13 protein-coding genes are annotated in these 26,789 nt (G+C 40.8%); 2 read left to right on the forward strand and 11 right to left on the reverse strand.

What is annotated here, in order from left to right:
- Positions 1-11: 11 nt before the first annotated feature.
- The 6 genes from GVK91_RS07990 to GVK91_RS08015 form a co-directional block, all read right to left on the reverse strand.
- Entirely contained in the window at positions 12-1,796 is a 1,785-nt protein-coding gene (locus tag GVK91_RS07990; protein ID WP_153847136.1) for a RagB/SusD family nutrient uptake outer membrane protein, read from the reverse strand.
- 22 nt (positions 1,797-1,818) lie between these two features.
- Positions 1,819-5,277 carry a TonB-dependent receptor gene (locus tag GVK91_RS07995; RefSeq protein ID WP_227550262.1) on the reverse strand — a complete coding sequence of 1,153 codons (3,459 nt, stop codon included), beginning with the start codon at positions 5,275-5,277 and terminating at the stop codon, positions 1,819-1,821.
- A gap of 138 nt (positions 5,278-5,415) precedes the next feature.
- A complete protein-coding gene (locus GVK91_RS08000) occupies positions 5,416-6,516 on the reverse strand; it encodes a FecR family protein (RefSeq protein ID WP_153847137.1) in 1,101 nt (366 codons plus the stop codon).
- 70 nt (positions 6,517-6,586) lie between these two features.
- Positions 6,587-7,165, reverse strand: coding sequence for an RNA polymerase sigma factor (locus tag GVK91_RS08005; protein ID WP_153847138.1), 579 nt, complete (start codon positions 7,163-7,165; stop codon positions 6,587-6,589).
- Between the two features lie 125 nt (positions 7,166-7,290).
- Positions 7,291-9,720 (reverse strand): hypothetical protein, encoded by a 2,430-nt coding sequence (locus GVK91_RS08010; RefSeq protein WP_200845561.1) that lies wholly within the window; start codon positions 9,718-9,720, stop codon positions 7,291-7,293.
- A gap of 28 nt (positions 9,721-9,748) precedes the next feature.
- Complete coding sequence (locus tag GVK91_RS08015; RefSeq protein ID WP_159727804.1) at positions 9,749-11,779, reverse strand: DUF5054 domain-containing protein; 2,031 nt, start codon at positions 11,777-11,779, stop codon at positions 9,749-9,751.
- A 208-nt stretch (positions 11,780-11,987) separates the two neighbouring features.
- Between GVK91_RS08015 and GVK91_RS08020 the strand changes: the two genes are divergently transcribed.
- Both GVK91_RS08020 and GVK91_RS08025 read left to right on the forward strand, forming a co-directional pair.
- A complete protein-coding gene (locus tag GVK91_RS08020; protein ID WP_153847140.1) occupies positions 11,988-14,177 on the forward strand; it encodes a hypothetical protein in 2,190 nt (729 codons plus the stop codon).
- Between the two features lie 160 nt (positions 14,178-14,337).
- Positions 14,338-15,369: a TlpA disulfide reductase family protein gene (locus tag GVK91_RS08025; RefSeq protein ID WP_235032814.1), complete on the forward strand. Its 1,032-nt coding sequence runs from the start codon at positions 14,338-14,340 to the stop codon at positions 15,367-15,369.
- A 155-nt stretch (positions 15,370-15,524) separates the two neighbouring features.
- Here GVK91_RS08025 and GVK91_RS08030 read toward each other — a convergent pair whose 3' ends face one another.
- The 5 genes from GVK91_RS08030 to GVK91_RS08050 form a co-directional block, all read right to left on the reverse strand.
- Positions 15,525-17,390 carry a RagB/SusD family nutrient uptake outer membrane protein gene (locus GVK91_RS08030; RefSeq protein ID WP_153847142.1) on the reverse strand — a complete coding sequence of 622 codons (1,866 nt, stop codon included), beginning with the start codon at positions 17,388-17,390 and terminating at the stop codon, positions 15,525-15,527.
- A 24-nt stretch (positions 17,391-17,414) separates the two neighbouring features.
- Complete coding sequence (locus GVK91_RS08035; RefSeq protein WP_153847143.1) at positions 17,415-20,576, reverse strand: SusC/RagA family TonB-linked outer membrane protein; 3,162 nt, start codon at positions 20,574-20,576, stop codon at positions 17,415-17,417.
- A 233-nt stretch (positions 20,577-20,809) separates the two neighbouring features.
- On the reverse strand, positions 20,810-21,658 hold the full coding sequence (locus GVK91_RS08040; RefSeq protein WP_153847144.1) for a metallophosphoesterase: 849 nt from the start codon (positions 21,656-21,658) through the stop codon (positions 20,810-20,812).
- A 23-nt stretch (positions 21,659-21,681) separates the two neighbouring features.
- Entirely contained in the window at positions 21,682-23,490 is a 1,809-nt protein-coding gene (locus GVK91_RS08045; RefSeq protein WP_159727808.1) for a RagB/SusD family nutrient uptake outer membrane protein, read from the reverse strand.
- Between the two features lie 19 nt (positions 23,491-23,509).
- Positions 23,510-26,764, reverse strand: coding sequence for a TonB-dependent receptor (locus tag GVK91_RS08050; protein ID WP_153847146.1), 3,255 nt, complete (start codon positions 26,762-26,764; stop codon positions 23,510-23,512).
- Positions 26,765-26,789 lie beyond the last annotated feature (25 nt).

Genomic DNA, 26,789 nt, shown 5'->3' on the forward strand with positions numbered 1-26,789 from the left:
ACACTATCTACCTAGTATCCTGGATTTTGAACAAGCTTCGGATTGATATTCATTTCCTTATCTTGTATGGGCAGAAGGTAGTTTTTAGGTCCAACGAACTTCCATGCCAATTCAATTTCCGTTTCTTTAAAAAAGGCTTCATCTGTAGCTCCGTTTAGATTCATGCCCTTCGGATTCTTACCCATATATTGTTCTGCAACTTTCCAACGTTTAATATCCCAGCCAAACTGCCCCTCCATAAACAATTCGATACTTCTTTCTTGATGGACGATTTGACGGAGCTTATCCCTAGTCAGGGTTGCAACATTCGCCCAGGACTCATCCACCGTTGGAACCCCCGCTCTTTTACGGATTTTATTTAAATATTCCTTTCCAATATCAAGTTTATTGCTCTCAATAGCTGCTTCAGCAAGGTTTAGATAGAGTTCGCCAAGACGAATCAAAGGCCATGGATAATTTGTAAATCCATTTCTGGTATCATAAGAAAGTCCAACTCCTTTTTTGATCAGATAACCAGACATACTATAATTGCGCGAACGATTTCCTTTGCCGTGCGGATCTTCATTTCTATATTTAGTCACGATTCTTTTCTCGCCATCGCGTGACATTTCATACCAACCGTTATGGAAAGAAATCCATGAATAGAATCGAGGTTCACGTTTCAAATGCAAATTGGCCGTTGCTCTTCCATCATAAAGCCCTGTTGAATAATATTGTTTCGTCGTAAAATATTGTGGATCCTCATCAATTGGTAGCCCATTCTCCGAATAAAACATTTTCACTGAAGCCAATGTTGGTGCGAGATTATTCCATGATGCGCCATCATCTGTCGGATGACGTGGCGTCGCATTGTTCTGATAATCATAAAAACCCTCGGCCCGGGTATCGGCCCAGATCATCTCATTTGAATTACGGTCGATAAAGGTCATCCGTAAGCTCCATTGTGTTGCGTCTGAAGGATAAGGAAATTCTTCTGTAGGCGTTCCTTTGTAAAGCGTATAACCATTCTTCTCGGCATAATTAACCGCATCCAGACAAGCAGCGTACGCTCTTTCCCATTTGGCAGGATCTTTTTTCAGATTCATCAATGATTCATTGCTTTCGGGATCCTTAAGGTTATTGCCATAAAATTCCTCGTTTCCGTTGAAAAGTGGAGATGCAGCATACAGTAGTAAGCGGCCTTTCAATGCTTTAGCCGCCGTTTTTGTTGCACGCCCATAGTAAGTCGTGGCCTGCTTTTCCAAGAGATCATTAAACGCTTCATCATAAAGAGCGGCAATCCAATTAACGCATTCATCAAAAGAGCTACGCTTCGGATACTCACCTTCACGAATGTCCAACGCATATTCATTTTTGGCCAAAATAATAGGGCCGTATGCTTTCAATAGGATAAAGTGATAATAGGCAATCAAAAATTTCGCCTCAGCTTTATAGATTACTTTAAGCTCTTCATCCATATGAGCGACTTTGTCCACATTATTGATCAGTGTATAACAGCGTCTTATCCCACCGTACATTCTGCTCCAAAAAGTAAAATTCCCTAAATTTGAAGCAGAATACGTCCCCAAGAGATATTCTAGGTCGTTGGTTGTGGCAATCTCCGAAGTCTGATAGATATTGGCCCCCTGCCGCTCTTTTGGCATAAAGGAATAACAGGAATATAAGTAACGCTCGGCAGCATTTTTATCTTTAAATGCATCTTCCTCAGTCGGACGTTCATCGGGCACAACATCCAAATAATTACAACCCGAAAAACCCAAGACCAATAGCAACAATAGTATAATTTTATAGTTCATTTCAATCAAAATTTAAAAGGTATCATTTATTAAAATTCACCTGTATGCCTACATTGGCTACGCGCTGTGTTGGATACCCCAACCCATTACCTCCACCCTGCTCCGGATCCCAATATTTAAATTTGGAAAACGTTAATAGATTCGATCCACGAAGGTAGATGCGGAACATCCGGTGGTTGTATCCGATCTCGGCATTTTTTAGCTTGATAAAAGCTCCATCACGCAACCAGTAAGTAGAGGCTACCGTATTGTTGCGGTTATCCATCTTGCTTAAACGTGGATATTTCGCATAAATATTGGGATTAGCTCCTTCACTCCAGTAATCATCAGCAATAAACTGTAACACATTTCTCGTACCGTCCGTACCGAAGGGATGGAATCCGCTCATCACGATAGAAGCGTTCGCAACTCCTTGAAAGAAAAAGGAAAAATCAAATTTCTTATACCGGAAAGACGGGCCAAAACCGTAGACAATCTCTGGAATTTCTGGGCTTCCTACATATTGACGGTCATTCGCATCGATCACATTATCAAATGCGCCATTGACATCAGCCACATTATGGTATTTGATATCCCCACCACGAATGAATCCGCCGATATTCTGCGTTGGACTATTTTTAACTTCCGTGTCATCAATAAATAGGCGGTCGGCAAGGTATAATAATGGTGTCGAAGTGGAATGGCCTACGCGCGATAAATTAGGGTATTTGGCAAACGACGGCTCATCATATTCAAGAATTACGTTTTTGGCATAGGTGAACGTACCTTTGATGCTGGCCGAAAAATCACTTGAAATCTGCTTTGCATAGTCAATCGAAAGATCAAATCCCTTGTTTTTGACACGCCCCAAGTTACCATATACCTTTGTGGTCAGATCTATCCATTTATCTTTGGGACTAATTCCCACAAATTCTGGAATACTCCGTCTTTCCATAAAGATATTTCGACGAATTTCTCGGAAAAAGTCCACCGTAACGTTGAGGCTATTTTTGATACTTAAATCCATCCCTAAATTGATCTTTTCACCTATTTCCCATGTGATATTGGGATTTGCAAAACGGAAATATTTAGGTCCATTTTTAGTGATATTCTGGTCTCTTCCTGTTGTATACCCCAGGTCTCCATTTTCCAAAGCAATATCGGATAGGTACAAATAACGATCACCGCTGATCTGATCATTCCCAACCAAGCCCCAAGATCCTCTAATTTTCAAATTGGTCACTGTCTCCGCCCATCGCTTGAAATAATCTTCCTTGCTAATGACATACCCCAGTCCGACCGATGGAAAAAACCCAAAACGGTGACCTTTGGCAAAATTCTCCGTTCCATTATAACCAAAGTTTACTTCGCCTAAGTATTTACTATCGTAACCATAAGTTATCCTTCCCGCAATTCCCTGCTTACGTTTTGGTAGGGATTGAATAAGACCCGAAGGACTATTTACATTGTACTCTTCTTGATTATAGAGAAGCATACCCGTCACATTGTGGTAGGTGCCAAAAGTACGATCATAGTTCAACATACCTTGGATATAGATTTGGCGATCTCCTGTTGAACTATTGTCTGTATTCAAAGTGGTGACCTGCTCGGCCCCTACGCGACGTAATTCATACTGAGTAATAGCTGACCGATCAGGATTCCAGGTATATTTAGCAAGTTCAAATTGATTGTATCCTCCGGAACGTGACGTATTTGTCGAGCTCCAGTTTTTGAACGAAAATAATGCACTAGCAGAAAGTCCTTCCGTAAAAAAGTTAAGCTTCTGATTCAGTTCAACCTGTCCGGTCACTGTACTTTGAAAATTGTCGCTGTATCCACGTACCATTTCCGCATAAGGGTTACGGTAGCCATTATTATATGCACCACCACTTTTCCCACCCCATTTGATGTAACTATATTCGGGATCGCTGGGATAGCGAATTGGAAAATCAACGGGGTTGGCTTCCATGACTAAACCAAATACATCACTTGCCCCCATGTGCGGGCCATGATAATCACGTAGTTGCGCATTCAATTTGACGGTAGCTTTCGTCGTTGGTGTCAGATAAACATTGATATTGTTCTGTAGGACATAACGGCTTATTTTAAGATTATTATCATAGGAAAAGTCCTTCACATCCCGCAACATTCCTGTCTCCCTATTATAGGATACGTTGCTAAAATAGTCCATTTTCTTACCGCCACCGCGCACGCTGAAATTTACGTTTTGATTTATTGCTCCTTTTCTAAATAATTCTTCATACCAGTTGACATCGGGAAAAACATATGGATCTATTTTCCGTGCTGTACCATCAATTTTATCTTCTGGGTATAAAATTTCGCCGGTCTTTCGTGTTGTAACGGCCTCATTAAACATTTCCATGTATTTGACTCCATTCACAAATTGGGGTACCGTCGTCGGGGAGGTAAACGATGTCTCAAATCGACCATTGATAATTGGCTTATCAAGATCCCGACCTGATTTGGTGGTTACGATCATCACCCCATTAGCCCCACGAGTTCCATATAATGCGGTAGCCGTTGCATCCTTTAAAATGGAGAAACTTTCAATTACTTCCGGATCTAATACGTTTAAATCTGTCGCAGATGCCTGTACACCATCGATAACGATTAATGGCGAGGTCATTCCACTAAAGGTCGAGATTCCCCTGATCCAAAAATCCGCACCATCCGCGCCCGGCTCACCAGAACGTTGCACAGCGACAACACCAGCCAATCGTCCGGCAAATCCCGTAGAAAGATTTGAACTCGGAACGCGCAGATCATCTACTTTGACTGTTTGCACAGCACCGACAATACTCGCTTTCTTCTGCGTTCCGTAACCAACAACGACAACTTCGCCGAGGTCCCCGACCTTTTCATTAAGCGTAATGAGATAATTATTGTTTTTTCCTACCGTCAATATGTATTGTGCATAACCGATAAGGTCAAACTGAATTTGGTCCCCCTCCTTAGCCTGAATTTCAAATTCCCCTTTTCCATTTGTAGCCGTGGCAGAACCATTACGTACTTTAACCGTAACTCCGATGAGTTTATTACCCTTTGTATCGATAACATTCCCCGTTACTTTCCGCTGCTGCTCTTCCCGCTTTTCGATCATGGGGTGAACAGGGATGATATGATCACCTTTTTCAACAATGACCCGAGTTCCGCGAATGACGTAACGTAAACCATTTGCAGCCAACACCCGCTCTAACGCCTGCTCCAGTGAGGCATTCTCTAACTGAACAGCGACCCGTTCGTTCGGCTTAAGGTCTTTTTCTAAATACAAAAAATGATAGCCCGACTGTTTGCTGATCTTGGCAATAATTTCTTTCAAGGTAGATGTCTTTGAATTAATGCTGATCCGTTGCCCAAACACATTGGCATTCACCTGACTACTCATTAAAAGAATAATAAGAAAGGTAAATTTGGTCATAATGAAATACTTGATTAGGGCATAATCATACCAATAGAAATATGCCGTATATTTTTTATACATTTGATTTAGATTTAAATAGTAATTAATTGGTATTTAATGCATTTAGATCGATGCTTAGGCATTCCGACCAGAAGTGCTTCCAACACTTCTGGTTTACCTGATTTTGATCGATCTGAGGTCTAGGGTTTAGTTTTTATGTCAATTGATAACCTGTACCTCCTTCCCGTTTATTTTGAACTTAACACCGCTCAGTATTGTCAGATCTTTCAAAAAATCATTTAGAGGAACATTGTTAGGGAATGTCCCACCTATCTTCTTGTTCCTAACTGGCGAATTTGATACCACAGATATATTGTACCAGCGAGATACTGTCTTCATCACATCGACAAGGTCCATGTTATCAAATACGAAATATCCTTCTTTCCAAGCCAGCAAATTGTCCGTATCAAATGCTTGCGATCTTACTTCTTTTCCTTTAGTATCAGCTATGACTTCAAGCCCAGGAGCCAATTTATATGCATTATGATCCATATAAAAAGTCACGACTCCTTCCATCAGGGAGGTTTTTACCAGATGTTCTTCAGCAAAAGCCTGCACATTGAATTTTGTTCCTGTAACTTTAACTTCCGTACCAGCCGCAATCACACGAAATGGGTGCTTTTTATCCGAAGTAACTTCAAAGTATCCCTCTCCATCCAAGGCCACTGTCCTTGCTGTTTGCTTTGTAAATGTCGTTGGGAACTTAAAGGTTGTTCCAGCGTTCAACCATACTTTTGTGCCATCTTCGAGGGTTAAGTCAAACTGCTTTTGACTTGGCACTTTAATAATTACACTATCTTCTGCAACCGAGGCTGTACTATTTTGTAACGCTAATTTTTCTTTTACATCCGCAAAAGAAGCCGATGCACCCAGTTGTAATTGCTTGCCATTGGGGCCAATCAGTAAAACCTCATCACTGACGTAGTGTTTTGCTTGGGCAATAGGATAATAGGTTATCGACCGAATTTGGCTTAAATACAGGTAAAAGAAAACAAAGAAACACACCAAAGCCGCCGCGATGGCTGCTGCAAAACGGATACTCATCCATCTTATTTTAGTTTTTTTGGCAACCTGCACTTCAATCCCCGCTTTGATTCGGTCTTTCATTGCTTCCCGATAGACATTATCCTTCCAGTCCCAGGAATCTCCAGCAGGATATTTTAAGATCAAGTGTTCCAGCTTTTTTATTTCTTTCACAGACAGACGCTCTGAAGCGTAGTCGGATAGAACTTTTTTAAGTTGTTCATCTTTACTCATCATCTCTTTTCTCAGATTTTTTAGGTCTATATAGAAAAGAGCCTTAAGTGGCGGTTAGGTAGTAGAAAAAAAATTAAAAAAGTAAATCGGTAAGCAAGATTGCCAAAAGTAGCGGTTGGTACTCCTTATCCACCTTAAGACGAATAAGCTTCAAAGCATTACTAATCTGCTTCTTAACTGTTTTATCCGATATATTTAATTTTTTTGCAATTTCCGAATAAGTCATCTCAGCATGGCGGCTCAGAATGAAAATCTCCTTCATTTTATGAGGCAACTTATCAATTTCCTTCTCGATCAGATCATCCAGTTCCTTAAACACAATCCATTCTTCAATTAAGGAAGATGCTTCTTTGTATTGGTTTGCGTAAAAGTCACGATAATTATCGCTGACAAGTTTTCGTCTGAGCTTTTTGAATGCTAAGTTCCTGCCCATGATAAAAAGAAAAGATTTGACCGATTTTATTTCGGGAATCTTTTCTTTCATTTCCAGCAGATCTAAAAATGTTTGTTGCACCACATCAGCCGCTTCATCTTCATCCAAAAGAATGCGCATCATCTGTTTGAATAGGCTCTCCCAATACTCCTCATAGAGTACCGCGACATCAAATTCAACAGTTGATTCGGCTTTGTCAAGGATGGTAGATCGGCGCATACTGCGAATGAAATTTTTATTGGTTACAGCACAATCTTAACAAACAAAATTTTCATTTCAAAATCAATTTTCATATTCCTTATTTAAAACTCCTCAATACTCCAACCTTATTTCCACTCAACGCCCTACTTCCGTACTAAATTCAATGGTTCTCCTGTCATGCGAGTATTGTACCTTACAATGACCTCTGGTTTTTCCTCGCCGTGTGTATCACAAGAAAATGCTACTGCGGAACCACCTTTTGGCAGCATGGCCGTCCCCTGTACAGTCAGATCAGCAATAAAACCATAATTCTTGTCTGTCAATAGTGCTTTTCCTTTATGATCCAATAGGATATACTGGTCCTTTTCTAATTTCCCTAAGATTTTAACAATCCCTTTATCGGTTTTAAAAGATGGGTTTTCGATGATACCGTCACCTTCTACTTTTATCCGTAGGGCAAATGAACTCTCTTCCGGAGACTCCCAAGACCAGTCTGCTCCCCCTGGTTGTCCCGGCTGCATCGAAGATAGATCACAATGGAACCGTTTAGAGACATATAAAGGATACAACATGAATTTGGTCTCATCCATCTTCTCCAAATGCCATTCGGTCTTTGGATCCTTCAACCTGAGCTTTTGTTCGGCCGTAAATACATCGGTAAGCCGCAATTGATCCCAATTTTTCATACTTTCCAGGAGCTGATCGATCTGTCCATGCTGCTGTAAAGTCTTCATATCGATACTCATGGCATATCCTGAGTCAAAACCTGCAGATTCGGAAAGTGCCCATTCAAGATCTTCAAGAGAAGTAGCCTCAAATTTACGATCTGCCAAACGCACCAAAAACCAGCCCAGCATGCGCGGAAACAGATTCCGCTGAAAGTAAGCCTGATTCTTGATCCGATTTTCGACCTGCCCTGCACGCATTTCTTCGCCCCAAGGCTCTCCCCAGTTCATCCGGGTATGGATATGCCATAGGTAATGATCGAGACGACTAGCATCATTGATGAGACCAGTTTTATTTTCAAGACCCTGATAGAAATCAGAAACAAATTTACCCGTTGCATAGTAATCCTGTCCGGTATACATACAGCCTTCAAGACCATCAAATGAAATCTGCTTCACTCCCGTTTTATTAAAAATGGCCGCTAATCTCTTAGCGTACTCATCCTGAAGCGTTACATCTGGGAATAAGGTCTTATAGGGATAGTCCCACAATTTATAAACGACTTTTTCTACCCCGTGGCTTGCCTTATGGGTACCAAAAGCACCCCGTACACAATTTGTCAATACCCATTGTTCGCCTTTCTTTTCGGCCTTAGCATAGGTAATCAGTTCATCTTCGATCTGGAGTGTATTGAGTGTCAAAGGCAGCGAAAATAACTCGCTATGTTGAACTATAATCTGCTGTTGGCTATCATCCAGTGCAGTCGTAAGCTTTAATTCGCCCTGTTTAAGCAAATGCTTGCTGGGGACTGGTGTCACATAAGGATCGTTTGTTGTCGTAAAATTAGAAAGTGTATGTATACCGATATTGATTCCTTTCTGTGCCGCCCTATCGACTAACTTCTTCATACCCGCATCGGATTCTGTGCTCAATTCTTTGCGCCATTCAAAATGCCCCCAGTTCAGGAAGGGATCGGGATGGTAGAGATTTTTAAATCCCGCACGTTTTGTTTTTTCCAGTGCAAAATCCAGATTGGCCGCAGAGAAATTGGTGATCAGATAGGAGCCCATAGCGTTACGAGATACCTTAGCCCATTCTCCTGCCATCATTGGATGGGGTAAGCCCTGCTCCACTTCAACTTTTCCTATCCGTGACAATATCTGACTTCTCTTATCTCCGAAAAGTGCCACTTTGGCTCCTACAATTAATCCATCGGGACCTTCAACAGGCAAGGTCATCATATTGTTCAATCCTTTCACCTGTTGCAATTCCCTCTCACTCCGGTTTTTGGCAGACAACTGAAATACAGCTCCGTTCCCAGCATCTACTGCTGCAAAATGATCAAAGGAAATACTGGCCACCGAAAGATTACTGTTCTGTCCTTCGTAGCCAAATTTTGTACTGTAGGCCCCAACACAATCTTCTGGAATACCTGCTACAGTTTTAACATGTAATGACTGCATACCGAATGCGAGATCCTCCCCTTGAGCTACACCGACCACTTCACCCACCACTTCATGAAGCTTGATCTTAACCGGCCCAAATACCAACAATTTATAGGCAGGTGACACCTTTACGACCTCATATGTTATTGCTTCCTTTTGTTGGCCCACCTTCAGTTCCACAGATTGCCCATCTTCCATAGTGAGCGAAAAGCGATCACCATTAACCTTTAGTGCTTTCGGTTGTATAATTTTTTTGTCTTTATAGACCGATACGATCGGGTATTTACCCACCTCCAAAAGCTCTTTACCATCTACCTTAATGGAGGTATAAAATCCCTGTTGGTCAAAATGTACCTGTGTCAGAGTTGTTTTTACTTCTTGCGCCAAGACAGAATTACCAAATCCAGCAATCAATAGGCCAGCGATCAGTGTACTTTTTTTTATCGTAACTAATTTATTCATTTGTAAATAACCATTCATAGTGTTTGTTTCAATTGGATGATAATTGTATTGTCGTCGATTTGCTGTTATTCGGTATCAGTTCAACATCGAACCTATAATTCACTGTTCCACCAAACCACATGCTAAAGTTTGTTCCCCAAACATTGTTATACAGACAAAAGTGCAGGCCTCCATGTAAATCAGGTTGGTCTGTGGAATAGTTCAACAAATCCCGTTTGCCAATTGCGACCAGCAAGGCATCTTTGCTACGGATACGAATTTTACCTGCATCCGTTACAATATCCACATAGTGATCTAATCCATGCATCTGTCTATTCCCGCCTTCAACAACATCCAGTACACGAACAGGCTGGCCTACTTTCTCAACGAGCATGTCCACCACCCGTTCCGGATAGAAGCTTAACCAATAAGCTTCCGGGAGACGATTGGCAGGTTTATCCACCAAAGTATAACTCAGTTCGATATGCTTTGTTGTATCGTCGAAACGGTAACTGCTATAGATTTGTTTAGGAAGAACCTGTTGTTCAATTTTCCCAGCCCCAGTTAAACTCAATTGGCCATATAGCTCATTTTTAGCTTTATTATAGACTGATTTTTGAAGGGTGGCCACCAAGGTACGGCTTTCCGCCATATCCAGAGTCAAGCCCGGTTTTCCAAAATCCCGGATTGCCCAGTCTACTTTTTGGGTGATATAGGAATCCCTGAAACGTTCAAAATCTCCTGTCGAAAAACTCTGATAGCTGAGCTCTCCCATTTTCATCTGAAAACCTTTTTTATTTAGTTGAAACGATCCGTCTTTTGAAAATCGCTGTGACGCATCCACTCCTTCAAATGTAGGCTTAGGAATCAATGCTAGTTGCTTTAGGATACTTTCCGCCTCCGCGCGCAGATCTTGAGGCAGATAGTGTAGCGATTGATTGATATGAGCTTCCTTTTCGGCCCAGGAGGTTTCTATTTTTTTAAACTCAGGTAATGCTAACGCTTGCGTAAAGTCTGAAAAACGATACTTATCCCAATGTTGCAAATGTGTCTTGACATCCAATCCCCAGGTATGTTCTGCAACCAGCCCCAAGTTGATTGCAAATTGAATTGCAGCATCGCTATCCGGTTTTATACGCCCATCTTTCACCCAGGTTTCATAACATCTAGCCAATGCCCTAAACCGGGCCATCATCAGGGGAGAACTACCGAAACCATGTATCCAGGTATCACCAATCTCTTGTGTCACCAATGGCAGTTTATCCTTCATGGGACGCAAAACCGCAGCTACATCACTCAATGTCGAAGCTTGCAATGTAGCATTAGGGTAGCGTTTCTGAATAGAGGCATAGATTTCTTTAACCTGTTGTATAGTATGTGGTCCGTGGTTATCCCCGGTGAAAGCAATGACCACAGCCGTCTTTCCATCAGGCAATAGCATATCACTACCATAATCCTTTTGGTACATCAACGTCACTTCACTACCATCAGGACTTTTCCAGCGACACAACGCTGGTACATTAGGAACCTTACTTGCGGGATTCACACCGATCTGCAAAAAATCTATTCCATTCTTTCGAAGCAAGGGAACAATCCCTCTTGTATGTCCCGGAACATCGGTCATCTTTGCGGCGCTTGTTTGTTTACCATACTTTTGATCCAGCTTCTTGGACAATTGCAACATTGTCCCAAACAAGGCTTTGTTGAGGGATTCCGATTCTACGGTGTAGGGAATTGCATTCCAGACAATATCTCCGCGACCAATCGCAGCCTCCAATTTTGCTTTATTTTCCGGACTCGCCTGCTCCAAATAAGTCGCAATCAACCAAGAACCTGTGGTCCAGACATACCGCTCTTTGGCTCCTGAATTCCGAAGTTCTTCCGCCACAGCAATGGCTTTGGGAATAAATTCGTTCATATAACGCTGCTCTACAACAGAACTAAGTTCGGTAAATCCGATATCGAGATGTGTCTTGAAGATCAGGTGTACCTTTTGCACAGCATCATTCGGTGTCTGTCCAGCGGCAAAAAAGGTCGTGAGCACAAAGAAACAAGAACAATAAAATTTTCTGCGTTTCATGGATAATAGTAGGTTTATCTTAATATCAACTATCGATTATTTCTTTTGAAGACGACCGAATATCGCCTATCCCTAGTCAGAAAATAAGAATAATAGAAAAAAGCGCTCTTTTACCTCTCAATTTCAAGGTTCGCACTAGGGATATGCCGCGTTCAAACGACTCATCATATAGGCTTTAACATCAGAAACATTCCTTGTATAAATCAATATGAAACGTATTAAAATATTATTCTTTCTATCGGCATTTTTTTGTCTTTTAAGTGCCAACGCAGCATCTCGCCCTCTGTACAGATTCAGCACGAAATACATGACCTTAACCATCGATGAGCGAGGTTACATCGTTAATATTATCGGAAAAGGCAACAAAAAAGATTACGCGGTAAAGGGACACGCCTCCCCGCTCCTTACGCTGGACAAAAATGGTAAACGTTTGTTCCCCCAGACCGCCAATTATGAATCCACAAAAGGAATACTAACGTTGAATTATCCCGATTCCTATAGGGCAACAATAAAAATTGACCAGCAGGGTGATTACCTAAAATTTCAATTTCAGTCGCTGAACACTGGGGCTGAAATTAACAATATTATATGGGGACCCTATCAGACCAATATCCATAAAACAATTGGCGAAATTATTTCTGTCGCACGGGACGATGAATACGCTGTGGGGATTATGGCATTGGATGACAATACGACGAGCGGGCCTCCAGTTGCCGGAGATATGGGACAAGGTTCTTATATCATCCATAGCCCCGACCCTGTTAAATTTCCGATTCCATCTTCGTTGAAAGCAGGACAACGATTTCGCATCGGCGGTGATGGGATCAATGACGTAGCTTTTTACTCCCATCCCGAAGAATACTATCGATTTATGAACGGCAATGGTGCTGAATATATGCCGGAATATGGAATCTCGCTCACCTTGCATTCGCGCAATAGACGTAAAAAACAAACCATCTTCTTCCCTCACTTCAATGATTTCCCATCGATAAAATCACCTAGGCATATGGATGTTGAACCCATACCTGTTGATTTCAGCACATCTGGAATTGCGTTCTACGCATGCCCTGATACAAAAGGATTGGATGTCATCGAGCAGATTGTACTCAACGAAGGGCTACCTTATGTTACACGCAATGGAAAATGGGTACGCCGGCCAGAGAATTTTAAAGTTGACCTCGCCTGGTTCGGCAAGCATGACAGCTTAGTTTCTTATGCCAATCAACTCAATCTAAAGGCAGTGCAGGACGAAGGTTTAGGCGAATATTATGTTAATCCAGCGGATCCTTGGGCGGGCAAGAAAGTGATCTTAGAGGGCAAAAAACAGCCTATTACTGCACTAACAGCACAAACCAATCCCCAAGGGATTGCCTATGGCCTGCATACGCTGACAGAATTTATCCAACCCCATAGTAGCGACGTACATCCTTATGCCAATGACAGCCTTTGCACCGTACTCAAGACCATATTGGCCGTAAATATTGGCCCTAATGATAGCTCAATTATAGTCCAAGATACCTCCTATCTCAATGAACATGGCGGTTGGGATGATAATGGCACCAACGTACTAAAAATCGGCAAAGAACTACTGAAATATAGAGGAGTAACGCGAAAACCGCCTTATATGCTGACCGGAGTTGAACGCGGAGCCTTCAAAACCATTGCCACAGCACATCAACAGGGCGATACCCTCGCGAAATTACAAGTGAATTGCTATTCAGGATTTATCCCCGACATGAGACTGCAAGACAAGTACGCGTACTTTTACGCAAAACTGCTTCGCGATGGCGGAATGAACTATATCGACTTTGATGGTTTTGAGAGCTTCGTCTACACAGGACATGGGCAGTATGCCTTCAAGCGGTTTATGCGCAAACTTTTCGATGACTTTAAGTCTTTGGGTGGCGACTACCTTCAGGTGATGGGATCTTGTGTGTTTGAAGGTAACTGGCATTACATGACCACCTGCAATATTGGTGGCGGCGACCACATGTTCAATCCCCGCACCAATAAATGGGGTATTGAAGGAAAAGATATCCGGTATTCGTGGGCTTCTAATTACTTTCCGCCGACTTTCGGCATACAATACCTTAAACCGGACTGGACTGTGCAAATGGTCGAAAATCTACAGGCAAAAGCCATTGCTTGGGATGCGACTTATATGTTTGGGATCAGCGAGGATGTTGTCGAAAAAAATCCACATAAGAAGGAGATTTTCACCACATTCCGCGCATGGGAAAACGCACGTGAAGCAAACGTGTTCTCTCAAAAACTTAAATCCGAAATGCAGAAAGAGGAAAACCAATACCATTTGGAGCAGATCGGTACCAAGGTATGGAAACTCTATTTGGTAGACAGCTCAGGAAAATTCCATTTAAAGAGTCATTTAAAAAAATAGTTTATACGCTAATTGCCAGTAAGAATGCTGATCTATCCGCATTCTTACTGGCAATTTCAAGAGGTGATTCCTAATTAAAAATCTTAAAATAATGCGAAATATCATCCTATTGTATTTTCTCTCGATGTTTATCAGTAGCCCTATTTTGGCACAGACCCAAATGTATTCTATCAAAGGAGTACTAAAGGGTTTAGGAAACCAGAAAGTCTATCTAACAAATAAAAAATCGGGATATTCCAACGCTACAAAACTAAAAATTATTGATTCCTGCTACAGTCAAAGTGACACCTTTTATTTTAAAGGAAGCGTATCAGGGCCAGATTTCTATTCGATAGAAGTGCCATCAATTAATAACAGCTGGGCAACTTTTATTCTGGAAAACTCCAATTTCACCATAGTCGGTGAAATTGATTCATTATACAAAGCATCAATTACAGGTGGTCCTCAACAAATCGCTTATCAAAATTATAAAAACTTAATTGATAGACCATTTTACAAAAACTACTTTTCATATAACGAGAAAGCGGCGAATGAAAAATCAAACGTCTATAAAGATTCCTTGGATATACTACTAAAAAAGTTTAACGAAGACTTTTTAGGCTTTGTGCAATCTAATCCAGATATGTTTATTGGACTTCATGAACTCTATTCCTATGCTGGTATGAAAATGTTATCCCAGTCAACGCAGCTATCTTCCTTTAAGTCTTTAAGCCCAGAACTACAAAAAAGAGGAGTAGAGAATGGAATCGACGTCCTTTTTAATGGTGGATTGAAAGTTGGGGACTATCTACCAAATTTTACCATGAACGATAGAAATGGTAAAAAATTCAAACTATCGAACAACTATCGTAAATATGTTTTAGTTGATTTTTGGGCAAGCTGGTGTGGACCTTGTATTGAGGAACTAAATAAGGTAGCGAAATGGTACAATCGGAAAAATTCTAACACCTTTGAGATCATAGGTGTTTCCATAGACGTTAATCGAAAGCACTGGGTTAGCGCAATTGATACCCATCAATACCCTTGGTTACATGTTTCAGACTTAATGGGATCTAGTAGTAGCTTTTTTAATCAATGTGGAGTTAGATCGATTCCACAAAACTTTTTGATTGATCAAAACGGAAGAATCATTCGAGTTAATATTAAGTCGGAAGAACTATTAATTTTTCTGAAAGAACAGCGAGTATACTAACTTTAATTTATCGTTAGAGAATATAAAAATCTACTATTCATCGCATACGAAAAGGGCTTGTACAACTGACATGTACAAGCCCTTTTATTATTTTGAAATTTGATTTCTATGAAGCGATACTGAATCTATCCAAATTCACAGAAGATAAACTGTTGCTATTGTAAAGGATCGAAGGTTCCCCCCCATTCTTTATTTTGCGGCAGCTGATCCGGTTCAATCGAAATCTGTGCTGGGTTTAGCGAATTGAACCAATGATTGAGGCTAAGCTTATAGGATTGATTCGTTGAGCCCGTTTTATCTAAGTTTTGGATAAGGACGGCTGAGAACTTCGCTCGCACAGTAGCGGTCATAATGTTATCAGTGTTCCCTGGTAGCGCTTCACCTTTATTTAACATCAATAATAATCCTTTTCTTGTGTTCTGAGCATTCAAAATATCATAACGTTTCCATCTTCTCAAATCACTGTATCTAAACCCCTCAAAGGCAAGTTCAACCTGACGCTCATTGATGATTACGTTACGGATGTCTCCTTGCCCAATTGCACTGATTCCATAATTTGTTGCTGCTCCCGGGGCAATTCCAGCCCGTTTACGGATAGCATACAGTGCGTTTAAAGCTTCGTTACTGCGTCCCGTCTCATTAGCCGTTTCAGCAAGATTTAAAAGGAGCTCCGCATATCGCATTGGTGAAAACCAGCTTTTGGCGTTAGCGGCTACACCAACAAGTGCATTTCTGTCCAATAAAGTATCTAAGCCCTTACGCTGGAAAAATCCCGTTACACCATTTTCATCCCCATTTTGAACCAATGGTGAAATTCCTGAAAACATATTAATATCTCTAGCTGGGAGCACAGTATTGGGCGTTGCTGCCGACTTCCAGGTCCAGGCTTGCCAATATGTACGCGACCGAGGTGCGGTCATACCAAGCACATTAACATCAGGAGTTGGGTATACCGTACCGCCACACCAAATCGTCGCGTAAAAACGATCGTCGCGATTGGTATAAAAATCTGTTAAAAATTGCTTATTATAGGCAGGATCTGATAATTGATTTTGATCAAATTGCATTGGGCTACCATCCCTTTTGGGATAAGCAATCAATAGCGGAAAAATAGGCTGATCATTATTTGTACTTCCATTTGTAAATGAGAGCGGTCTAATTGGAGCGAAATTCATGTAGTTATCCGGGTAATAATATTGTTTGGTCATAATCTGTTCTTTATTTCGTGAATACCAGATTAACCTATAATTTTCAAACAAGCCAAACCCTCCAGCATCTGCCGCCTGTACTGCCGCCTTAGCCGCGTTATAGGCGTTGGTCCATCTCCCTTGATCATTTGTCGCATTAAATAATGGACTAGCATACCATAAAAGGATTCTCGCTTTAAGACCTAAAGCTGCAGCACGATTAATTCTACCATAGTCTGCCCCACTATAATTTGGAGGTAGGGCAATAGCAGCCTCATCTAAATCCTTTATTATCTGTGCGACACATTCAGAAGTCTTACTACGTGGAACTCGCAGTGAATTGATATCACTTCCATCCTGTGTGTGCAAGATCAACGGCACTCCTCCAATTGAACTGACCATATCCCAGTATTTCCAGGCACGCCAAAATTTAGCTTCGCCTATAAGCCTACTTTTGGTGCTCCCACTGATTACGGTTTCTGGTAGATCCGCTAATTGATCCATAAAATAATTCGCTTTGTCAATATACGTATAATCCAACCTTGTAAAATTGGTTGCAACATCGACGATTCCTTGTTGAAAACTACCGAGATTCCCTCCAGATCCATTGATACCTTCATCTGCACCGGCTCCACTTCCGAGAGGCCAATTTGGCATAAGGCCGCCATATATATCGTTCAAGTAAGCCTTGATCAATACCGAATCTGTCCAGACATTTTTTGGATTTATAGCACCCGTATTCTCATAGTCCAGTCCTTTTGTACAAGATGAAGCTCCTAACACCGTGAGTAGAACCCCATAAAAAGCCAACTTAAATTTATTTACATATTTCATTTTAATTTCCTTTAATGTTAAGATTTAGAATGTTACACTGACCCCAGCATTGAATGATTTAACAATCGGGAATGAAGTCCCTCCATCCATCTCCGGATCATAGAATTTCTTATTGAATTTACTGATCACGAATAGGTTAGAACCCGACACATAGAATCGGATCTTATCCGCGTACTTTTTATACCAATGTTGTGGAAGGTTGTAGGCAATATTCAAAAATTTCAAACGGACAAAACTGGCATCAGCCAACCAAAAATTACTTCCACTTGTGTTGACAGTCCTTACATCATCATTTGCACTATAGCGATAAGGCAACCAAGCACCCGTATTTTCAGGACTCCAAGATTCATTTGCCCAAGGACGCCACATCCGGTTCCATTCTACGCCGCCACTCAAATTATTAAACGATTTTTTATACCCCAATGAACCGTTAAAGTTGGCGGTAATACTTAAGCCTTTCCAATCCGCACCTAGATTTAGTCCAAAGACTTTAGGATTATTGCTTTTATTCAATACCGTGATATCATTCTCGTTAATGGTATTATCACCATTAAAATCTTTGTAGGCAAATTGTCCAGGTTTAGGCGCATTACCCTTAAAATTATATCCTGGATGAGCAGCCAACAGCGCATCAACATCGGCCTGTGTCCGAAGCATGTGATCTACCGTATAACCCGTAATCATATTTGCCGACCGACCGTTACCGATCAAATTCTCATAGTCATAGGTGATATTTAAATCTCGTATCGTATACCATGAATTACCATACGTAAAGTTTAAACCAACATTATAATTCAAATCTCCTGTTCGGTTAAAATAGTTTAAACTAAGATCTATGCCATTCGCTTTCATTTCCCCATAATTGACGGACGGTAGCGGTCGGCTGAATGTCGGTGGAGTAGACTGGATTCTCGTGCTTAAAATATCATAGGTACGCGTAGCCCAATATTCAGCCGTGGCATTGAAATGTTTCAAGAAACTAATATCAACACCGAAATTTTTGTTCAGATATTTCTCCCAGGTAATATCTACATTTGGTAGAACATCATATCTTATCCCTGGATTAAGTGTCGGCGTCTCACCAAAAAAAGCACTGTTTCCACTTACATATTTATCTTCATATTGCCAACGCTTGGCATTTGCATCATCTCTTCCTCCATTTGGATCAATTGCGACAAAATCATTACCTGTCAATCCGACCGATGCTCTTACTTTCAACGATTCGATGCCATTTACATGACTAAAGAAATTTTCTTTAGAAATCACCCAAGCTGCAGAAACAGAAGGGAAAAATCCCCAACGTTTATCTTTTGGAAAGTTGGCCGAACCATCATAGCGATAGGCAAAATTAGCGACATACTTATCTGCATAATCGTAGGCAAATTGTCCGATATAGGATTTACGGCCCACTGTCGGCAGAAAACCATACGTGTTACTAATGCTCTTGGTAGGAGTACCATTTACAACTCCCGATCCCCCCGTAGAAGCCCACCATTGATCCGTCATATAGATTGGAAAACCATTGATGGTTGCATTTATACCATCATAGCTTCTTTCCTGGCGTTCGTAAACCAATGCCGCGTTAACATGGTGTTTCCCAAAATCTCTTTCAAAATTCAGTTGTAAGTTTGTCTGCTCTTCTTGATTCCAGGAAGCTAGCTTCTGTATACTCGGTGTGTGATAAGTAAGACGCTGCCCTACGATAGTATTCAAATCCCATATGACAGGTTCTATCTGTGCTAATTGGTAATAGGTAAAAGGGTGTGAATATATTTTCTGATTGCTGTTATTGAAGGTTTTGATATATCCTACTTTAGCGCTTAAGCCTTCAAGAAATGGCATTTTATAGGTTAGATTCAAATTCGCTATCGCTTTCAAACTTTCCGATCTATTATAGCCGGAGAGACCTTGTGCTTCACCAGATTTATTGGAAATCCAGAAATAATCTACAGGTAAACCGGTTGCTGTGAAGGAAGGCATATAAGGTTGCCATAGTAGCAATTTAGGATACATATCTCCAGACCAGTCACCTTCAGGCGCGTTAAATTTATTATTGTTTAAGCTTAAGCCTGCAAACACAGACAGGTTTTTGGTTAAATTTCCTGTGATATTACTTCTAACATTGTATTTTTTTTCGTTCGTATTCTTGATAAAAGTCTCTTGATTTACATAAGAAGCTCCGATAAAATATTGAAGTTTGTCTGTACCGCCAGTAGCGCTTAAGTTATGGGTGGTGGTAGAAGGATTAACATACACATCTTTTAAGTGGTCAAAACCATATCCCACACCGCCACCAAAATCTGTATCTTTAAAATAAGCTTTTGCAGTTTCAGTCCAAGGCGTATTTGCTGGTCCTCCTGCCTCGCCCCAGATTCTGTTTTGGATCTGTCCCCACTCCATAATATTGGTTAGTTCCATATTTTTCCCACGGACATCCTTTCCTGTATTTACGGAATAATTAATGGAAACTCGCCCGGCTTTACCACGCTTGGTCGTAACCAAGACAACACCTGCACCTGCACGGGCACCGTATGCTGCTGTTGTTGCTGCGTCTTTTAAAATAGAAATTTCTTCAATTTCATTGGGACTTAGATTATTAAATTCAGCAGCATCAATGGTTACTTTCCCATCAATCACATAGAGGGTTGGTGAAGCGTTCCATGAACTTGCAGTTCTAATTTTAATGTTCGGTTGTTCTCCAGGCTTACCACTCGGTGTAGATACATATAAACCGGCCATACGCCCCGCCAATAGGTTTCCAACTGATGTTGTCGGAATCTCCGCATCTGTTTCCTTAAATTTAACAGAAGCCACCGATCCCGACAGAAGTCCTTTCTTTTGGGTTGTGTAACCAACAACTACCGTCTCATTTAACTCAATAGTAGATGCAACCATTTCAATAACGACACCTTGTCGAGCCGTTACAAGCAGTTCTTGATATCCAAGCATGGTTGTTTTGATATTTGAACCATCCTTAACAGCAATGGTAAACTTACCGCTTTCATCAGTTTTAACTGAATTATTACCCTTCCCAACATTGGTAATAGTAGCACCAGCAAGGGGAACTTTTGATTGGGAATCGATTACCGTACCCGATATTTTAACCTGAGAAAAAACAGGATAGGCATGCAGTAACATGAAAACAATTCCGAGCAACCGCAGATGCTTTTTGAAGATTTCTTTCATAATTTTTAGTTTTTGGTTTAAAGGCTCATATTTTATAATATGTCCATCAAAGCAAAGAAAGGCTGAATCTCTTTCCTAAACCACGCTAATCTTATCAAAGACCTATGTTATTTTTACCTATCAGAGAGCACATTACTGTCGGATTTTTGCCGCTATTGCAAAAAAACGCCCGCCACACATTGAAGTGGGCGGGCGATCATTTTAAACTACCTACCTAATATATGATCATCTTTTTATTTCCCTTTTACCGTCCAGCCGTAATCAATGTATTCCCATTTAAACTGGTCGCCATTGATATCAACCTTGAGGTAACCTTCCTGGGTACCGTTGAAGGCTCCACCCCACCAACTCGCACAGATCGCTCCCGCAGTAATAAACTGTACACCTTTCACCTTGATTTCTTCATAGAGATGCTGATGTCCTTGTAAAACAAGCTTCAAATTGTGACCTGCAAATAGATCCAAAATCGCTTTTTGGTTGGTAAATGTATCTGCATCCGTATAGTGTCCATCCAATACAGGATAATACAGAGACAAGAACGGTACGTGTGCAACAACAACAATAGGTTGCGTTTTTGGGGTTTCATCAAGCACCTGTTTCAGCCAGGCCTGCTGTTCTTCACTCACACAGTATTTGCCATTGCATATTTCCGTAGAGTTTAACACGATAAAACGCCATCCCTTATGCACAAAGCTGTGGTAGCTCTTTCCAAAAACCGATTCGAAAAGTCCAGCTCCATCTTTTCCGTCATAATGCCAGAAACGATCGTGATTGCCAATGGCATAATACCATTTCAACTTCGATGCATCAACCTGATCCTTATACTTTTGAAACATACTCTTCGCTAAAGGCAACTGTTCCGCCTTATAAGCGTCTACATCCACATTGTCTCCACCGTTTAGGACGAAGTCTACTTTTTTGCTTTTGGCATTTTGAATTGCTTTATCAAGACCTTCAAAACAATGTGTTTCTGCACTGGTGTTAAGGTGTAAATCGGTAAAAAACGCGAATGAAAATTTCTGTTGAGCATGTACTAAGACTGTTGTAACGAACAGACTTATCGTTAAAAAAATTGATTTCATGTATATTGTATGTTATTTATATATTACTTCCAACCAAATACCTGTTTAAGATTTGGATTGAGAATGATCTGTTTTGCAGGAACCGGACGATAATAATACATCGGTTCTACAAATCGACGGACATTGACATCTGTTACCATTGTTCCACCATTGACCCCATTTTTAAGATAAACACCGGCATTACCACCAAAATTTCCAATGGTATAGTAAACAAGTGGTACGCCCAGTGAATTCTTTTCTCGATCGCTAGGAATAGTCTGTCCATCAGGAATCAATTTGATATCGGCAACACCATCCCCTGTCATGTCGTAATTACCCACTCCCGGAAAATACATACCTTCCGGAATACGTTCAAGCAACTTACCCACATTCCAGCGCATTAGGTCATCATAACGCGAATTCTCAAAGGCAAACTCAACACGTCTTTCGCGTCTAATTTCAAAAATCACCCCCCGGAAGGCTCCCTTCACATTCGGGTAATCAGCAGCCAATTTAGGATCAGGATTTGCATTTGCTACATCCATTTTAAGCTCGGGCATTCCTACTCTTCTTCGCAACAAATTAACAGACTTGTCGAGATCAGCTTGTGTCAACGTTCCTAGTTCAGCCTTTGCTTCAGCATACATCAATAGAACCTCAGCGTAACGGTGCACTGGAAAATCAACTCCATTCATAATAATTTGATCGGATGAATTGACATAGCCTTTCAACTGGTGATAGCCTGAAAAGTTTTTGTTTAACTTTTGCACGTAATTTGATTTATCGGGCTGTCTCAACCATTGTGGATAGACCAAAGTTTGCATCAGACGAGGATCACGATTTTCAAATTCCTGAACATACAGTTTCTTATCGTAGTTAGGAACATCCGTAAAACGCGAACCATCTTTCATCAAATAGGTCTGTATCAAGTCTCGTGAAGGCGATTGTTCATAATCACCAAAAACATAACCGTTAAGCGCCTGCCCTCTATTTTTGTTTTGATCAAAAGCATTCAATAAGATCACTTCTTTATTTTGGGAAAGATCTTGTGATTCAAATAATGCAGCATAGTCCTCGTTCGGCTTTCCGGTAGAATAAATACTATATTTATTGGTAGCGATGATTTGTGAAGTTGCTTTCTCTACAATGTCAAAGTAATTCTTTGCCGTTTTGTCTAAATTTAACTCACTGTGGTACAATCGATAGGTCCCTTCATGTAAGGCAATCTTAGCCTGCATCAACAATACAGCATCTCTACCTGGCGTTCCAAGCGCGACTTGTTCTTTAACATTTTTTGTCGCAAAGTCCAAATCCGCCATGATGCTATCGACAACCAATGTACGAGGAGACTGCGCATCGCGTAAAGCTTCATCGCTTGGGGTTAATGTTTTGCTATACCAAGGCACATCCGAATACTGCTTTACCATGCCATGGTAAAAAATAGCGCGATAGTAACGTGCCAAACCTGCATAGTGGTTTTTAACATCCGCAGCTACATTCGCACGCTGATAGTTTTCTAAAAAGTAGTTTATTGTGCGTAAACGTCCCCAGGACCAATCGCCTCCAGCTGTTTCTGATGTTGGCTCTGTTTTGCTGGTCATCATTGTCTTAAGCGTTACGGCTGCGGTTGTAGCCGCATTGTCCGAACTCTGATCTCCTACATAAGTCCAACGATCGTTCATACTCAACATCCCATTGATATACAGCGAAAGATCCTCTTCGGTATTAAAGAAAACCTCAGGTGTAATCGAAGTTTGGGGAAAGCGATCCAAAAAATCCTTTTGGCAAGCTGTCATTGTTAATATAAAACCGCCGCTTATAATTCCCAATATTATTTTTGATTTGACATTCATCTCTGTGTACTGCTAATTGTTAAAAATCTAAGTTTAAACCAACTGAAAACTTACGTTGGAATGGATAGGCCCAGGCACTACCATCGGTTCCGTTGTTGATCGCTTCGGGATCCACATATTTTTTGATCTGTGAGAATTCAAATAAATTTTCTCCCGAGAAGAAGACGCGCAAACGTTGAATTTTCCATTTTTCCAACAACTCATGTGGCAAAGTATACCCGAAAGTGATGTTCTTCAAACGTAGATAAGAGCCATTCAACATATACTGCGTATTGGGAATAGCCAATCCTTTTCCATCATTGACATCGGCTAACCAAGATTGTAATACCGGATAGCGTGCATCATGATTAGCATCTGCTAAGCCTGCATTTAAGTATGCCTGGGAGTGTTTTGCACGTTCTTCTGGTGTATCACTGGTTTCTCTATAAAAATCCAAATGCCATGGGTATATATTTGCGTAAGGTTGCTGATAAGGTCCCCAGAACAAATAATGCCGCGGATAGAAATCTCGTTTTAATACCCCCTGTAGAAATACAGAGGCATCAAATCCACCCCAGTTCATGTTGAGGTTAAAACCGACACGATAACGATCTGCAGAATTACCAATTACCTGAAGATCTTTCAAATTCGTTTCAGTCAGCCCTCTTTCAATTTTACCATTTCCGTCGATATCCTTAAATTTTGGCCAACCATTCACAATATTTAAAGCTCCCCAAGGTACTATGCCTGATTCATCCAATGCTTTGATTTCATCGGCACTTTTAAACAGCCCATCTCCTTGTAGACCATAGATTGTACCGAATTCATAGCCATTGAAATACGTCGAAAGAAGACGTTCATCATTTTTGAATTTTGTAATCTTAGCACGGGAATCAGACAAAACAACCTTTGCATCAAAAGAAAAAGGCTTATTTGCTAATTCAAATTGATCCTTATAAGTCACTGAAAGCTCCCAACCCTTTGTACGCAAATCAGCGGCATTCTGCCTTGGCACGCTTGTTCCCAATACACCTGGAAGCTCCTGCCCTGCAGTCAACATTCCGGTTGTATTGCGGATATAATTATCGTAGCCCACAAAAAACTTATCATTGAATAGCCCCAAATCTGCACCGAAGTTTAAAGTCGACACATTTTCCCATGTATATGAGTTTGGATCAATTGTCAACGGAGGCGCCCCATTCACGACATATTGTTGATTTCCATTAATGAGATACCCCGAAAGGCTGGTTCCCATCGTCTGGATATAAGAGAAGTCGCCTACATTTTGATTTCCCAAACTACCGTATGATGCTCTTAACTTAAGATTGGATACTTTCGGTTTTAGTGATTCGAAAAAGGATTCATTACTAACGATCCAGGCCCCTGAAACGGACGGGAAAAATCCCCAGCGACTTGCCTTAGGAAAACGGGAAGAACCGTCGTAACGACCTGTACCTTCCAAAATATAACGCTCATTAAAAGTATAATTCAATCGCCCAAAATAGCTTCGCGTCGCATAAGAACTATAACCAGCATTGAGTGTCATTTCTCCCGTCGTCAATCCCAAATAAGGTAAAGTAGAAGAAATTAGATTATTTCGGTTGACATAGGTAGACGAATAAATATATTCTTCTTGGTTATACCCCACCATTGCACCAAAATTATGTTTGCCAATTGTTTTGTTGTAATTCGCATATAGATTAAATACCGTATTTTTCATATCGGCTCGCGATTCATTCACATAGCCGGTTCCCCCCTCTTCACGGATGTCGTTCGGACCAAAACCAATCTTGAATTTTTTAGCATAACCATTGCCTTTGTAGTATTCCCTTTTAATACTTGCATCGCCAGAGATTTTTAGATCGCCGTTTAAAAATGTGCCTGTCGCATTGAACGTATTTTGGAAACCAAACATGTCTCCATTACTTTTTCCGCCATCAGATAAACGAGCTGCTAATCGTCCCGCATCTGTATTTGCCCACGTGCCATCTGGATTTTTAGCAACCTGAATAGGTGTTAAATAATAAATATCGGTCAAACTTGCCGCTGGACTCTCTCTGTGGGTATTGTACAAATTAGTATTATTATCCAATTGCAACCATTTAAATGGTGCAATATTTATCTTTCCACGTAGTCCTTTGCGTGTCCAATAGTCGGCTGCCAATTTACTCAAACCGTTTTCCTTCGTATAATCACCGGACAAATAATATTTAAAAGGAAGTTCATTCACCTTCGCTCCACCTGAAAAAGTCAAATTGTAGGACTGAGAATGTGCAGAGTTATTTAGAAAATACTTATTCCAATTGTTATTTCCCATATAAGCCCAACGCTTTGGATCTTTGGGATCTATACGCACATCTTCTATACTAGGGTTATCAGAACGTTCCTTTGCCCACTGATAATGCTCATCACTATAATTGACATAGTCCCAGGGGGTATTATTTGTCGATAATTCCAAAAGTTTAGAGAAGATATACGGATCAGTGACTGGATCGGGCATTTCTGTTGGTTTTCCCCAAGCCGAATTTGTATTAAAAGAAACGGATTGCTTACCTAGTTTTCCGGATTTAGTGGTAATCAAAATCACACCATAGGTCGCTCTGGCACCATAAATTGCTGATGAAGCTGCATCACGTAATACCGTGTATGATTCAATATCAGTGGGATTTAAGCGAATTAAATCATTAGCATCAGTAGCTGGAATGCCATCAATTACAAACAAAGGTGATCCACCATTAATGGAAGTAGTTCCACGAATATTGATATTTGGAATTCCCCCTGGTGTACCATTACCATAGGTAATATTCAAACCCGGACTTACCCCCTGTAATCCTTGCATCACATTGGAAATAGGCCTAGATTCCAATACTTTGCCCGAGATCTGATCAACAGCACCTGTAAGGTTTTTCTTTTGCTTTGTACCAAAACCAACCACAACAACCTCGTCCAAATTAGCCAAATCTTCCTCTAACTGTACATTCAGTTCTTTCTGCCCTTGATAGGTTAACTCTATACTTTTATAGCCGACCGAAGTAAATAGCAACACTTGATTTTTTTTGAGTTTATTCAACTCGTAGGTTCCTTTGTTTGACGTCGACATACCCGAATTCGGAATGTTCTTTATGGAAATCGTCACCCCTCGAATGGGCTCTCCTTTTCGATCCGTTACCTTACCATGCGTTTCAAGGTCCTGTGCATGAACCACGCCTGCAAGACAAACAGCTCCAACTACCAGCCCCAGCCGATACCTGAAATTGCGATTCCTCCCTAAGGATTGAAATTGTTGTTTTTTCATAAATATTTGTTATTATTAATTGAAA

Origin of the sequence: Sphingobacterium sp. 18053 (genome assembly GCF_902706145.1) — a bacterium.
In the GTDB taxonomy this organism is placed as follows: Bacteria; Bacteroidota; Bacteroidia; order Sphingobacteriales; family Sphingobacteriaceae; genus Sphingobacterium; species Sphingobacterium paramultivorum.